Source organism: Candidatus Rokuibacteriota bacterium (genome assembly GCA_016188005.1).
GTDB lineage: Bacteria > Methylomirabilota > Methylomirabilia > Rokubacteriales > CSP1-6 > UBA12499.
The window spans coordinates 1-12,243 of sequence record JACPIQ010000100.1; the positions used below are offsets into that span (position 1 = coordinate 1).

Here is a 12,243-nt window from a genome sequence, read left to right on the forward strand (position 1 = left end):
CCAGGCCTTCGAAAACCGCCGTCAACGAGAAACGGCCTTGCACGGAGTGCTCCGAATGCCGTAAACAGAGAACAGCCGCTGGCCCTCCGGGTGGTGGAATCGTTTGAGAAACGCCTGGGGGAAAGCTTTTGGGAAATGACACGGGAGGAGACCTCGATGCTGGAGTCCTCGGTCTTGTCGGATCCGCGGTTCCTGTGGAACGCGATGGCCGGCTACCTCGTGACGCTGGTCGGGGCCGTCCTGATAGTGGCGGCGGGGCTGTGGATGTCCCGGGCTGGCCCGTGGGCTCTCATCGCCCGAAGGCCACTGGCCTGGCAAGCCCTCGGTGCCGCCGGCTGCTCTCTGTTCATGCTCGGGATCCTGTGGTTGCTCGTCGCGCTCATGCGCACCGGGGCAGTGGCGTGGTAAACGCTGCTGAGCCGGGGAAGTGATCCTGGCGCCGCGACCGCCTGGCCCCCCGTGAGACGCTTCATCGCAGGGGATCCTTGACCTGCGCGTCGTCCCGGGCCGTTCTCCTGGCCGGTGCACTCACGTCCCCCTGCCGACGCCCCCCGCTCAGCGTGGGCGTCCCGCGCTCCTGATACTCTGGATCCCGAGCCATGTGGAGATCAACGCGGTCCCCCGTCCCGGTGGCGCGCGCCCAGGGCCGGCGGGGGAGGTCGTCGGCTTCCGATAAGGGTCTGATTCCTTCCTGCGCTCCTGGCAACGCTCCGGCGCCCGGTTGCCCAAGCGGATCCCGACGGGGCGCAGGGCGTGCCGCCGTGAGCCTGCTGCTGGGGCTTGCCGTCGCGCTCTCCGGTTGTGCCGAGCTGGCCGGCCGACTGGGCATCCAGGACGAGCGTGACCGCATGACCCACGCGAAGTTCCTCGCGCGCGCTCGTGCCGGGGACGCCGAGAGCCGGAACCTGCTGGGCTTCATGCTGTACTTCGGCGAAGGGGTCCCGAGGAATCGCGCCGAAGCTCACCGCTGGTTCCATGCGGCAGCGAGCCAGGGGAACCTCCGGGCACAGCGGAATCTGGCGGTCATGCACTATCTCGGCGCCGGGGTCCCGAGGGATCTGGCCGAGGCCGAACGATACTTCGACCTGGCACGGGAGAACGTGGCCGCGGGGGCCGACGCGGCCTCGCCCTTCCAGGTGTACGGGAGCATCGGCGAGGTCGTCGAGCGGGGCGGCGCCCGGGTGCAGGCCGAGCCACGGCCGGGTGAGGCCCTCTACGTGACATTCTGCGCCGGGTGCCACGGCCTGAACGGCGTCGCGGCCTACGTGGGCTCGCCCTCCTTCGCCATAGGCGAGCGGCTGGAGCGGAGCGACGCGGCACTGCTTGGCAGCATCCTGAACGGAATCGGCGAGATGCCGGAGTGGGGCAACAAGCTCCCGCGGGGGGAGCTGGTCGATGTGCTCCGGTTCGTACGGTCCTTCCCCTCACAGCACGAGCTGGGGATCTTGCAGGAGCTCAGGCGCCCTCCCGGACTGTACTTCCTGTTCGGCCCCATGAGGCAGAACCCCGCCGCGTATCAGCCAGGTGACGAGGACGACGTCGAGAGGGCGATCAAGCGGCGGCGGCCCTGACGTATATTCCTGGCTCGGAATCCACGCCTTGCGCTACCTTGGGCCGATCTTCACCGATCCCGCGGCCCGGCTGGACCGGACGCGCATCCGGTCATCCCTGACCCCGTACCTGAGCCTGCCGGACGTCGTTCGGCCGGACCTCTTCCGACCAACCCCGATCTCGCCGCCGCCCTGCGGGGGCAGGTCCGCGTTCAGCTCAAGAGCCTGCAGAAGCCCGAGAACGCCCGAGTCCGAGCCCTGGGCTTTCCGGTCTGGCGCGCGGAGTTCGAGAAGGACCTGGCCGCGGTGCGCGAGCCACCCCAATGGCTGCGGTCAGCACCACACTCCCGCCGTGTGGACCTATAGATGGTGAAGCCCTGCTCGCCGATCTCGAAGCCTTGACGGCGGAGGACGCGCTGCCGGCGGACTTCGTCGACCTCGGCGAGGACATGGAGTTCAAGGTCGAGACCCGGGAAGGAGAGTGCATGGCCTGAGGTCTCGACCGTCGCCGACAGCGAGCAGGAAGGCGGGGAACGAATTACACGCGATCGTGAAAGTTCTACAGTCTGATCCGTCCGTGACACGGCTCTCGCAGACACGCGGTGGCTGCAACTCTCCACCAGCAGGCGCTTCTTGGTCGAACAACCGCCGCCGGGTCGATCCTGGCATCCGACTTGCTCCGCAGGCAGGGCGTGCTCAGAGCCGCCGCCGGGCGGCCCGCAATTCAGAAAGGAGGACACACACGTGATGAACATTCGAGCGATGCGTCGCTGTATCCCATTCATGGCAGTGCTGGTTGGCGCGGTGGCCTGGACCCCGAGCGCCCTCGCGCAGCTCGACGGGGAACTGGCCGAGCCGAGATGGGTCGACGGGAAGGTCGCCGACGTCGAGTCTGCCGGAAGCATGGTGACGATGCTGCGGCTGGACGACGGCACGCAGATCAGCGTCCCCATGGCGAGCACGGCGCCGGGGAGCGAGGTGCGGGTTGGCACCCAGGTGAGCGCCCAGTATCTGGACACCCCGGGCGGGAAGGTCGCAGTGCTTCTGCGAGTCCAGGGCGACGTGCAGGCGCCCTGACGGGTCGTCACGCGTGATGGGTCCGAAGGGTCAGGCGCCGGCCCGATCCTTCGGACCCATGTGACGGCGCCTCACAGGCGCAAGGAGTGCAGGCACGCATGGTCCGCGAGGTCAACGCGCGCCGTCGAGGATGAACCTCTCGGCGGGCAGAGCGGCAGTCATGCGGTCCCGCCCCTCCCGCTTGGCGCGATAGCTTCCCGCGGACGGCTCGGCGGACCTCCCGCTACAGCGTCTCTTCCATGTGCCGGCGGTTGAAGAGACCGGTGAGCGGATCCCTGATGGACTGGCTCCGGAGGACGTCGCGCAGCTTCACATTGGCCACGCCCAGCGCGAGGTGGGCGGCGACGGCCTCGGCACGGCGGCGGGTCGCGTCCACCACCCCGGGCGCCCGCGCCTGTGCGCGCGCCCCGACATGGAGCACCCCCAGCGCCTCCCCCTGGGCCACGAGGCCTCTGCTCACCATCCTGCCCCCCGTTCCGACGGAGGCCAATCGTGGGGGCGTCCCTGAAGCCGCCGGACGCCATCGACGTCACCAGGATGACGCCGACGCGATGGCCACGCGACACGGGCAAGGGGCCGTCCTCGTGCTGGAGCGACGGCGTCCTGGCCCCGCGCGGGCCGCGAATCACCCAACCACGGTAATCCTCGGCGAGAGGGGCCCCGTTCGTGTAGGATGACGTGCGGAGTTCGCGATCCAACCGGGGCTGCAACGGCGCGGAGGCGGAGTCGAAACCCACCTGCGAGAGGGCAGGTGGCAGGTTTCCATTCGCTGCTCGGCTTGGGGGGAGCCGTGACACGAGGCGTTCTGTCCAGCCTGCGCGTCCGCCTGGCGGTGCTCGTCCTCCTGGCCCTCGTTCCGGCACTGGGACTCATCTTCTACGCGGCGCGGGAAGACCGTCGCCTGGCCGCGGTGCAGGCGGAGGACGACGCCCTCCGGATCGTCCGCCTCGCTGCCCTCCAGCACTCCCAGATGGTCGAGGCGGCGCACCATCTCCTCGTCGGCCTGACCCAGCTTCCCGCTGTGAGGAGTCTCGACGCGGAGGCGTGCGCGAAGACCTTCGCCGGCATGCTCGTGGACTTCCCGTCTTACTCGAACATCGGGGCCGCGAAGCCGAACGGCGATATCTTTTGCAGCGCCGTGCCGCTGCCCGGCCCGATCAACCTGGCGGACCGGGAGCATTTCCAGCGCGTCCTCCGGACTCGTGCCTTCGTCGCCAGCAAGTTCGTGATTGCCCGGACCACGGGCAAGCCGACGATCATCTTCCTCTATCCCCTCGTGGAAGGGTCCAGCGTCGTCCGGGCCGTCGTCACCATTGTCCTGGATCTCGACTGGCTCCACCGCCTGGCCGAGCAGGCCTCGCTGCCGCCGGGATCGACGTTCTCCGTCGTCGACGAGGACGGGGTGTTCCTGGCTCGCTATCCTGACCCGCGAGACTGGGTCGGGAGGGTCGTGCCGGACGCGCCCATCACTCGGGCCGTGCTGTCGGGATTGACCGAGGGCACTGTCGAGGCGCAGGGGCTCGATGGGATTCGACGTCTGTACGCGTACACCCGGCTTCCCACGGATGCCCAGACGGGAGCGGTGTACATCGGCATCGGGACCCCGACTGCCGTCGTCTTCGCCGCCGCAGACCGGGCCCTGACACGTAATCTCCGCGGGCTCGGGCTCGTGGCAGCCCTGGCTCTCGCGGCGACGTGGATCGCCGGCAACCTGCTGATCCTGCGCCGGGTGCATCCCCTCGTGAGGGCGACGCAGCGGCTGGGGGCGGGGGATCTGACCGCGCGCACCGGGCTCGCGTCCCGGACAGGGTCGGACGAGCTCAGCCAGCTCGCCAGCGCGTTCGACGACATGGCCGCCGCGCTGGAGCAGCGGACGGCAGACCGGCAGAGGGCCATCGACGCCCTCAAGGCGAGCGAGACCCGCTTCCGGTCGGTGGCGCGGTCCGCCGCCGACGCGATCATGGTCGCGAGCGGGGACGGGATCGTGGTGTTCTCCAACCCTGCGGCGCAGGCGATGTTCGGGTACGCGGAGGACGAGCTGCTGGGGCGGCCACTCACGCTGCTGATGCCGGAGCGCCATCGCGAGTCCCACCAGGCCGGTCTCGACCGGCTGGGAGCCACCGGCGAGTCGCCCTTGCTCGGCAAGGTGGTCGATCTCCGGGGGAGAAGGAAGGACGGCACGGAATTCCCGCTGGAGCTGCAGCTGGCCAGCTGGGAGACAGCCGGCCAGCGGTTTCTGAGCGGGGTGATTCGCGACGTCACCGAGCGCAGGCGCGCGGAGCACGCGCAAACGATGGGGCTCGCCGTGGCCCAGATTCTCGCGGAGGCGGCGACCCTGGAGGAGGCGATGCCGGGCCTCCTCGAGGCGGTCTGCGAGGGCCAGGCCTGGGAGCTCGCCGAGCTGTGGACGGTGGAGCCCGAGGCGAACGTGCTGCGCTGGCAAGGCGCCTGGCATCGGCCGGGACTCGAGCCTGGCGAGTTCCTGGCGCTGAGCCGCGACACCTCCTTCGCGCCAGGGTTGGGGTTGCCGGGTCGGGTGTGGGCCAGCGGCCAGCCGGCGTGGACCGCGGACGTTCTGGCCGACCCCGGGTTCACCCGGGCGTCTGTCGCCACGGCCGTGGGCCTCCACGGCGCGTGTGCCGTTCCCGTGTACGGGGCGGCGCCGGCGGGAGTGCTCGTGTGCTTCAGCCAGGCGACCCGGGTGCGCGATGACGACGTGGTGGCGGCCATGCAGGCCGCGTGCGAACGGATCGGCCACTTCATCGAGCGGAAGCACGCCGAGGCGGCCCTCCGGGGGAGCGAGGCGCAGGTGCTCCAGCTCCAGCGGCTGGAATCGGTGGGGCGGCTCGCGGGTGGCGTGGCGCACGATTTCAACAACCTCCTGACCGTGATCCTGGGTCGCAGTCAGCTCCTGCTGGCTCGCTCCGAGGTCGACGAACGGGTGCGCCGGGACATCACCCTGATCGAGCAGACGGCGATGCGAGCGGCCTCGCTCACCAAGCAGCTCCTGGCCTTCAGCCGGCGACAGATGCTGGAGCCCCAGGTTCTGGATCTCAACGGCATCGTCTCCGGCATGGTCGTGATGCTCCGGCGGCTCATCGGCGAGGACATCGATCTCGCGGTCCGTCCCGGTCCGGACCTGGGCCACGTCAGCGCCGACCCTGGGCAGCTGGAGCAGGTGCTCGTCAACCTGGTCGTCAATGCCCGTGATGCCATGCCCCAGGGCGGGCACCTCACCCTCGAGACGGCCAACGTCGAGCTCGATGCCCGGTCTGCGCGCCGGCACCCGGGCGCGCGCCCGGGGTCCTACGTGACCCTTGCGGTGAGCGACACGGGCATCGGCATGGATGCCGAGGTCCAGGCGCGCGTCTTCGAGCCCTTCTTCACGACGAAGGAGCCCGGCAAGGGGACGGGGCTGGGCCTGTCCACCGTGTACGGCATCGTGAAGCAAAGTGACGGCTACATCGCCCTGTCGAGCGAGCCCGGGCGTGGCACCACCTTCACCATCTACCTGCCCCGCGTGGAGGCTCCGGTCGCGGAGGAGGGGCCGGTGGCCTCGACGCCGGCCGGGGGGGGTGCGGAGACGGTTCTCGTGGTGGAGGACGAGGCCGAGGTCCGGGCACTCGCCTGCGAGGTGCTGGGACAGAGCGGATACACCGTCCTTGCGGCGAGCGAGGCGGCCGAGGCCCTGGGGATCGCCGAACGGCACGAGGGTCCCATTCATCTCCTGCTGACGGACGTGGTGATGCCGCACATGAGCGGCCCCCAGCTCGTGAAGGAGATCACCCCGCTCCGGCCCGGGATGAAGGTGCTGTACATGTCTGGTTACACGGCCGACGCGATGGCCCGGCACGGCATCCTGGACCGGGGCATGATCCTGCTCCAGAAGCCGTTCCTGCCCCAGGCACTCGCCCAGAAGGTGCGCGAGGCCCTGGACAGGGCGCCATAGACGGTGGCGAGGGCAGCGATGAGCGAGCGAGTGGGGTTCATCGGGCTGGGGACCATGGGGATGCCGATGGCGGCGAACCTGGCCAGGGCCGGTCTCGGGCTGGTCGTCCACGACAGCAGTCGCGCAGCCGCCGAGGCCGGCGGCGGGCTGCCGGGGGCACGCCTGGCCGCTTCTCCTGCCGAGGTGGCGGCGGCCGCGGACGTGGTCTTCACCTGTCTCCCCAACGACGCCATCGTCCTCGAGGTCTATCTGGGCGCCGCCGGCCTCTCCGCGGGGGCGCGACCGGGCCTCGTCACCTGCGACTGCTCCACGGTGAGCCCGGCGGTCACGGTGGAGATCAGCGGGAGGCTCGGACCCCGGGGCGTCAGCCACATGGACACGCCCATGCTCGGGTCGCAGCCCCAGGCGGTGGACGGGCAGATCTTCTTCATCGTGGGGGGGGAGGCGGCGACGGTGGCGCGGATCGCGCCCTACCTGGCCATCATGGGCAAGCAGCACATGTACGCCGGCCCCTCGGGCGCGGGCAACCGGGTGAAGCTCATCCACAACGGGCTCGCAGCGGTGACCTCGGTGGCGGTGGCGGAGGCGCTGGCCATCTGCGTGCAGGCCGGCGTCGATCCCGCGACGTTCTACGAGATCGTCCGCAACGGGGGCGGGATGGCCTATGGCACCTACTTCGAGCGCCGCGTCCGGCGCATCCTCGACGGGGACTTCTCGCCCACCTTCACGCTGGCGCTGATGCGCAAGGACGCGGGGCTGGCGCTGGAGCTGGCGCGCGCCGCGGGCGTGCCCGCGGCGATGCTGGCAGAAGCCGGGCGCACGTATGACGAGGCCGCGGAGCGGGGGTGGGGGCGGGAGGACTTCTCGGCCGTCACCCACGTGATCGAGACGCGCATCGGCCGCCGGCTCTCGGAGCGATAGCGCCCCGAAAGAGGCTGCGGGGGAGCCACGCGGGGCGCGCGGCCGGCTACAGCCGCAAGGCCAGCTCGGTGGCCCCGTGGACTGCGGCCGCGAGATCGCCGGGGGCCACGCTGTCGCCGGTGGCGAAGACGGTGAGACCCTCGGCCTCGAGCCCGCGCTGGAGCGCGTCGTCTGGGATGAGCGTGCCCTCCACGACGACCAGCGCTGCGGGGGCGACGGCGGGCTGGCAGGCCGCGTCGGTGTAGCGGACGCTCCCCGCCTCGATCGCCTCGGCGCGCGCTCCGGTCAGGATGCGGACGCCGAGACGGCCGAGCTCTCCGGTGAGGCCCCGGCGCGTCTGCGGCTCCACATCCCTGGCCACGTCGCGCCCAGGCGCCAGCAGCGTCACCTCCCAGCCGCCCTCGCGAAGGTAGCAGGCCGCCTCGCAGGCTGCGCTGCCGCCTCCGAGGACGACGGCCGGGCCCGCTCCGCGCCCATTGCCCGCCAGGCATTGCTCGACGGTGCTCACGTGGGGGGCGTCCATGCCGGGCAGCGGCGGCAGCCTGACGCGCGCACCTGCGGCGACGACCACGACATGCGCGGCGAGTCGGGCGATCTCCTCGCGCGTGGCCGGGGCGCCGAGCCTCACCGCGACGCCGGCCTCCGCGAGCCGGCGCGTCCAGAGCGGCACCAGCTCGCCCACCTCGCGCTTAAAGGCGGGGCGGTCGGCGAGCCTGAGCCGGCCGCCGAGCGCCCCGGCGGCCTCGAGGAGCGTCACCTCGTGGCCGCGCCGGCGCGCCACGAGGGCCGCCTGCATCCCCGCGGGGCCGCCGCCCACCACGACGATGCGGCGGCGTGGCGCGGCGGGCCGAGGCGGGAACTCCGCCTCCTGCCCCATCTCGGGGTTGACGGCGCAGCGGATAGGCTCGGCCTTCATGAGCCGCGCCAGGCACTCATTGCACGTGATGCAGCGCAGGAGATCCTCACGCCGTCCTGCACGGGCCTTGCGGGGCAGGTCGGGGTCGGCGAGCAGCGCGCGCCCCATGGCGACCAGGTGGGCCTCGCCGCGCTCGACCACCTCCTCGGCCACCGCCGGGTCGTTGATCCGGCCCACCGCGGCCACCGGGATGCCCAGCGTCTCGCTGAAGCGGGCGGCTTGAGTCCGCAGGCAGGCCTGGGGCCAGCCGAGCGGCTGGACGATCCACTGGAACGAGCCGTAGGTTCCCGCGGAGACGATCAGGGCGTCCACTCCGGCCTCCTGGAGCCAGCGGCTGAAGTGGAGCGTGTCCTCGAGCGTCAGTCCGCCGGGCAGCCTGTCCTCCGCCGAGAGCTTGTACAGGAGGGGGAAGCCGCGGCCGAGCCGCTCGCGGATCCCCCGCACCACGGCCAGCGCGAAGCGGGCTCGCCCGGCCAGGTCGCCGCCCCACTGATCGGTGCGCTGGTTGGCGAGCGGGCTGAGGAACTGGTGGATCAGATAGCCGTGGCTGCCGTGCAGCTCGATGGCGTCGAAGCCCGCCTGCCGGGCGCGGGCCGCAGCCTCGACGAAGCGCTCCACGAGCGCCGGGATCTCCTGGCTCTCGAGCGCGCGCGGCAGCTCGCGGACCATGGGGCAGGGGATGGCCGAGGGTGCCACCGGCTGGCGGCCGGAGACGCGAAGGCTCATCTGCCGGCCGGCGTGATAGAGCTGCATGGAAATGGGCACGCCGTGGGCGTGCACGGCCTCCGATACCCGCCGCAGGCCCTCGAGCATCCCGTCGTCGTCGGCGCGAAGCGCCACCGGGAAGGGGGCGCCCGAGGCATCCACCGCGGTGGCCTCGGTGGTCACGAGCGCGACGCCGCCCTCGGCGCGCCGCGCGAGGTAGCGGACGAGGCGGTCGGTGGCGCGCCCCTCGGCGCTCGCGAAGCCCGAGCCCATGGCGGCCATGATGAGCCGGTGCTGGAGCCGGAGCGTGCCGATGTGGATGGGGCTCCAGAGCGCGGCCCCGCCCCTCATGCGTCGAGCCTCATCATGGGCGCGATGCTGAGCCGCCGCTGCTCCCCCCGATGCCGATGGCACCGCCACGTCGGTCTACGTCGGCAGGCGCGAGACTAGACGTGAAGTCATGGCGCGCGGCGCGAACGGCTGGCTCGGTCCGTCCGTGAACGTGCTGCCAACGTCGCAGCCGAGACTCGCCGTCATGCCAACCCCAGATACGCCTTCTTCACGGAGGAGGTCCCCATCAGCTGCGCCGCGTCGCCCTCGAGGGCCACTCGGGCGTTCTCGAGGACGTAGCCGTAATCGGCGATCTGCAGGACCTGCTGTACGTTCTGCTCGACGATCACGATCGTCATTCCGGACTTTCTCAGCCTGACGACGACCTCGAGGATGTCGGCGATGACTTTCGGCCCCAGGCCGAGGCTCGGTTCGTCGAGCATGCAGAGCGTCGGGGCCGTCATCAAGGCCCGCGCGATCGACAGCATCTGCTGCTCGCCGCCACTCATCGTCCCGGCCAGTTGCCGCCGGCGCTCGAAGAGGATCGGGAACAGCTCGAACACCTGCTCGAAGCCTCCGGCCCGTCCCGTCGCCCGGGCTCGGCCGATGCGCTCGCCCATCTCCAGGTTTTCCCGGACCGTCATCTTCGTGAACAGCCGTCGGCCCTCGGGCACGAGCGCGATTCCTTTCCGGACGATGTCGGACGGGCTCGCGCCAACGAGCGACTCGCCGCAGAAGCGGATGTCGCCCAGACTCGGGCGGAGGAGTCCCGAGATCGTCTTCAGGATCGTCGACTTCCCCGCGCCGTTCGAGCCGATCAGGGCGACGATCTGCGCCTTGCCGACGTGCAGGCTCACGTCGCGCACGGCGTGCACCTCGTCGTAGGCCACGGCGAGGTTGCTGACGTCAAGCACGTCCCGGCGCTCCGGGTCGCTGGCGGCCCCGCCACCATCGCGGGCGCCGGAGGCTGATGATCCCTTTCGGCAGGAAGAGGATGATCATGACAAAGACGACTCCGTACATCATCCGGCTCACCGCGGCGAGCCGCTGGCTGGCACTGATCGGCATCAGGTGACTCAGCTCCTGGATCACCGTCAGGGCCAGAGCGCCGACCAGGGGGCCGAAGACGGTGGCCAGCCCGCCGAAGATCCCGGCGACGAGGACGTTGATCGCCAGGGCCATGTCGAAGATCACGTCCGGCCGCACGAAGTAGATGTATTGCGCGTAGAACGCACCTCCCACGCCGGCGACGAAGGTGCTGGTCCCCATGGCCAGGATGCTGATCCTCGACGAGTCGATCCCCATGGCCTCGGCCGCCTCCAGGTCCTCTCGCATCGCGGCGAGCCTCAATCCGAGCGCCCCGCTCGAGATCCACCAGGAGATGTACAGGGCGCACGCGGTCAGCACCAGGATCACGTAGTAATAGGGGGGCCGCGTCACGAACAAGAAGTGCCAGGGGTCGTTCCGGACCGGCAGCAGCAGACCCTCGGAGCTGCCGACGAACGGCAGGTTGTTGACGATTCCACGCAGCACGGTCGCGAGGGCAAAGGTCGCCAGGACGAAATAGACCTCACGCATCCGGTAGCGCGTGCTGATCCACGCCAGCGATACGCCCAGGAGTGCCGAGAGCCCGCCGCCGAGGAACATCCCCAGCCACGGGCTCACGCCGTAGGACATCAGCAAGAAGACGGAGAGGTAGGCGCCGACGCCCGCGAAGCCGTGGTGACCGAAGGAGAGCAGGCCTGCGTAGCCCGAACCGATATTCCAGGCGGTCGCCTGGAATCCCAAGTAGAGAGCCAGCGTGGCGATGGTCAGCAGGTAATCCGACGCAACGAGCGGGAGCAACGACGCGAGTGCCAGCACCGCTCCCGCCGCCAGCCACCGTCGCCCCACCACGGCCCCGCTCACGCCGCCCGCGATTGCAGCAATCCGCCCGGCCTGTAGATCAGCACCGCGATCAGCAGGCTGAACGTCACCGCGTCGGTCCACCGGGCTCCGAGCCAGACGGTCGTGAAGGTCTCCAGGAGCCCGACCGTGAGGCCCGCCACCAGCGCGCCCGGGATGCTGCCCAGGGTGCCGAGAACGGCGACGATGAAGCCGTACAGCATGAAATGCATCCCGTCATAGGGCGTCATCACCGAGAAGGTCGACAGCGCCGACCCCGCGATCGCCGCCGTCGCCACACTGATGGCGAACGCGCCCAGATAGACGCGCTCGACGTCGATCCCGACGAGCAAGGCGCCGACCGAATCGTTCGCTGACGCGCGGATCATCTTGCCGAAGGTCGTCGTCCGCAGGAACAGCGAGAGCGCGGCGATGGTGACCACGGACAGCACCCCGCCCAGCAGCCGCGCCACGTTGACTCTCGCCGGGCCGAGGTTGAACGCAGTCGTGTCGTACCGGACCTTCACCGATACGATGTCGGTCCCGAACATGAACACCAGCACGCTTTCGAGCAACAGGGACACCCCGAGCGTCAGCAACATCATGCCCGTCTCGTTCATCCTCATGCGGAACCGGCCGATCAGCCCCCAGTACACGATCACGCTGAACACCACCATCATCGGCGTGACGACGACGGTTCCGACGAGCGGGTCGAGCCCCGCGCTGTTGAAGAGCACGAGGGTGAGGTACATCGTCAGCACAACGAACGTGCCGTGGGCGAAATTCACGATGCCGAGCACGCCGAAGACCAGACTGAAGCCGATTCCCATCAACGCGTAGTTGGTGCCCATCAGCACGCCGTTGATCAGGCCCTGGAGGACGACCACGGAGCTACCGCCACCACGCCGCGA

Annotated in this window: 11 protein-coding genes; 6 read left to right on the plus strand and 5 right to left on the minus strand. The window is 70.2% G+C overall.

Annotated features, from left to right (window positions below; genetic code table 11):
• Positions 1–156: 156 nt before the first annotated feature.
• The 4 genes from HYV93_19800 (at position 157) to HYV93_19815 (ending at position 2,627) form a co-directional block, all read left to right on the plus strand.
• Positions 157–408: a hypothetical protein gene (locus HYV93_19800; protein MBI2528209.1), complete on the plus strand. Its 252-nt coding sequence runs from the start codon at positions 157–159 to the stop codon at positions 406–408.
• A 353-nt stretch (positions 409–761) separates the two neighbouring features.
• Positions 762–1,571, plus strand: a complete 810-nt coding sequence (locus HYV93_19805; protein MBI2528210.1) for an SEL1-like repeat protein — start codon at positions 762–764, stop codon at positions 1,569–1,571.
• A gap of 302 nt (positions 1,572–1,873) precedes the next feature.
• Positions 1,874–2,044, plus strand: a complete 171-nt coding sequence (locus HYV93_19810) for a hypothetical protein (protein MBI2528211.1) — start codon at positions 1,874–1,876, stop codon at positions 2,042–2,044.
• Between the two features lie 289 nt (positions 2,045–2,333).
• Positions 2,334–2,627, plus strand: coding sequence for a hypothetical protein (locus tag HYV93_19815; protein ID MBI2528212.1), 294 nt, complete (start codon positions 2,334–2,336; stop codon positions 2,625–2,627).
• Between the two features lie 223 nt (positions 2,628–2,850).
• Here the strand turns inward: HYV93_19815 and HYV93_19820 are convergent, their stop codons facing one another.
• On the minus strand, positions 2,851–3,090 hold the full coding sequence (locus HYV93_19820; protein MBI2528213.1) for a GGDEF domain-containing protein: 240 nt from the start codon (positions 3,088–3,090) through the stop codon (positions 2,851–2,853).
• Positions 3,091–3,417: 327 nt separating this feature from the next.
• Between HYV93_19820 and HYV93_19825 the strand changes: the two genes are divergently transcribed.
• A complete protein-coding gene (locus HYV93_19825) occupies positions 3,418–6,576 on the plus strand; it encodes a PAS domain S-box protein (GenBank protein ID MBI2528214.1) in 3,159 nt (1,052 codons plus the stop codon).
• An 18-nt stretch (positions 6,577–6,594) separates the two neighbouring features.
• Positions 6,595–7,497 carry an NAD(P)-dependent oxidoreductase gene (locus tag HYV93_19830; protein MBI2528215.1) on the plus strand — a complete coding sequence of 301 codons (903 nt, stop codon included), beginning with the start codon at positions 6,595–6,597 and terminating at the stop codon, positions 7,495–7,497.
• 46 nt (positions 7,498–7,543) lie between these two features.
• Here HYV93_19830 and HYV93_19835 read toward each other — a convergent pair whose 3' ends face one another.
• From HYV93_19835 to HYV93_19850, 4 genes are all read right to left on the minus strand, one after another.
• Entirely contained in the window at positions 7,544–9,469 is a 1,926-nt protein-coding gene (locus tag HYV93_19835; GenBank protein ID MBI2528216.1) for an FAD-dependent oxidoreductase, read from the minus strand.
• 182 nt (positions 9,470–9,651) lie between these two features.
• Positions 9,652–10,362 carry an ABC transporter ATP-binding protein gene (locus HYV93_19840; GenBank protein MBI2528217.1) on the minus strand — a complete coding sequence of 237 codons (711 nt, stop codon included), beginning with the start codon at positions 10,360–10,362 and terminating at the stop codon, positions 9,652–9,654.
• Entirely contained in the window at positions 10,355–11,356 is a 1,002-nt protein-coding gene (locus HYV93_19845) for a branched-chain amino acid ABC transporter permease (protein MBI2528218.1), read from the minus strand. The genes HYV93_19840 and HYV93_19845 overlap by 8 nt, the downstream gene beginning before the upstream one ends.
• Positions 11,353–12,189 (minus strand): branched-chain amino acid ABC transporter permease, encoded by an 837-nt coding sequence (locus tag HYV93_19850; protein MBI2528219.1) that lies wholly within the window; start codon positions 12,187–12,189, stop codon positions 11,353–11,355. Before HYV93_19850 ends, HYV93_19845 begins: the two co-directional genes overlap by 4 nt.
• Positions 12,190–12,243: the final 54 nt, after the last annotated feature.

What these genes read in the sequence shown, in the direction of transcription:
- HYV93_19810 (MBI2528211.1), top strand. Translation starts at nt 1,874, where the DNA reads ATGGCTGCGGTCAGCACCACACTCCCGCCGTGTGGACCTATAGATGGT.
- HYV93_19820 (MBI2528213.1), bottom strand. Translation starts at nt 3,090, where the DNA reads ATGGTGAGCAGAGGCCTCGTGGCCCAGGGGGAGGCGCTGGGGGTGCTC.
- HYV93_19800 (MBI2528209.1), top strand. Translation starts at nt 157, where the DNA reads ATGCTGGAGTCCTCGGTCTTGTCGGATCCGCGGTTCCTGTGGAACGCG.
- HYV93_19815 (MBI2528212.1), top strand. Translation starts at nt 2,334, where the DNA reads ATGGCAGTGCTGGTTGGCGCGGTGGCCTGGACCCCGAGCGCCCTCGCG.
- HYV93_19835 (MBI2528216.1), bottom strand. Translation starts at nt 9,469, where the DNA reads ATGAGGGGCGGGGCCGCGCTCTGGAGCCCCATCCACATCGGCACGCTC.
- HYV93_19830 (MBI2528215.1), top strand. Translation starts at nt 6,595, where the DNA reads ATGAGCGAGCGAGTGGGGTTCATCGGGCTGGGGACCATGGGGATGCCG.